Raw genomic sequence first — 1,055 nt, 5'->3', positions numbered from 1 at the left:
GTGGCGGCGGTGGCGGCCGCGGCGGCCTCCGGCGTCTGGGCAGTGGCGGCGCCCAGGCTCAGCGACTCGGCCTGCAAGGCGGCGGTCAGGGCCTCGTGCAGCGCCTCGCTGGCCTCCGAGGCAGCGCGCTGCTCGGCATCCCGCGCCATCACCTCCCCCATCCGCGCCTGGGTGCGCAACGCCTGGCCGCCCAGCAGCAGCAGGGCCAGCAGCGCCGAGAGCGCCAGCTTCATGCCGACCGACAGGTTCAGGAAAAAGCGCATGGAGGTCCCCCGGAAATCGCGGGCATCCTCCCCGGGCGGGATGAAGATCCGGTAAACGCCACCCCTTGCGGCGGGGGCGCGGCGGCGACAGATGCGCGCTGTGCTGCACCTCATCAAACTTTCCGTCGGGCCCAAGGACGTGGCGGCGCTGCGCGCCATCCAGTCCCGCCGCATCGAATCCGACCCGCCGCTGCGCCACCTGACCCGCATGATGCCCAAGCGGGCGGAGGAGCTGCTGGATGGCGGCTCCATCTACTGGGTGGTGGCCGGGCTGCTCTGCGTCCGCCAGCGGCTGCTGGATATCCAGACGATGCCGGGCAACGACGGCACTCCCCATGCCGCGCTGATCCTGGACCCGGAGCTGGTGCCGGTGGAGGCGCGGCGGATGAAGCCCTTCCAGGGCTGGCGCTACCTCCAGGGCGAGGCGGTGCCGCCCGACATCACGGCTGCGGCGGCCGCCAGCGGCATCGAGGCCCTGCCGGAAGCCCTGCGGCGGGAGCTGCAACTGCTTTGCCTGATCTGAGCCGGCAACGGATTAACGTTATTTCAGCGCGGGCCCATGCGCGCGTGATGCACCCCGGAGCATGGTGGCGGCGAGGTTGGCGGCCCGAAACCGCTATCCGCAGGAAGGCCTTCCATGATCCGTTTTCTGCTCGCAGCCCTTGTTGTCTCGGCTCCCTTGGCCTGGTCCGCCGCTCCCGCGGCCGCCGCCACGGCCCCGGCCAGGGCCACCACGCAGCAGGGCGCCAAGGCGCATCACGCCACGGCGCGGCGGCATGCCGCCCGGACGCA

At 72.1% G+C, this 1,055-nt stretch carries 1 protein-coding gene and 1 pseudogene; one reads left to right on the top strand and one right to left on the bottom strand.

The annotated features are described in order from the left end of the window. Window positions 1-263 (bottom strand): annotated as a pseudogene (locus IBL25_RS26315) (methyl-accepting chemotaxis protein); the annotation flags it as partial. Window positions 264-354: 91 nt separating this feature from the next. Here IBL25_RS26315 and IBL25_RS26310 point away from each other — a divergent pair. Further along, a complete protein-coding gene (locus tag IBL25_RS26310) occupies window positions 355-786 on the top strand; it encodes a DUF1489 family protein (RefSeq protein ID WP_187781372.1) in 432 nt (143 codons plus the stop codon). Window positions 787-1,055: the final 269 nt, after the last annotated feature.

It is taken from the genome of Pseudoroseomonas ludipueritiae (genome assembly GCF_014490445.1).
In the GTDB taxonomy this organism is placed as follows: domain Bacteria; phylum Pseudomonadota; class Alphaproteobacteria; order Acetobacterales; family Acetobacteraceae; genus Pseudoroseomonas; species Pseudoroseomonas ludipueritiae.
The sequence above is the reverse complement of the archived record's forward strand: the minus strand, read 5'-3'. Positions and strand labels throughout refer to the sequence as shown.

Excerpts from the sequence above, each read along its gene's own strand:
- IBL25_RS26310 (WP_187781372.1), top strand. The coding sequence starts at position 355 with ATGCGCGCTGTGCTGCACCTCATCAAACTTTCCGTCGGGCCCAAGGAC.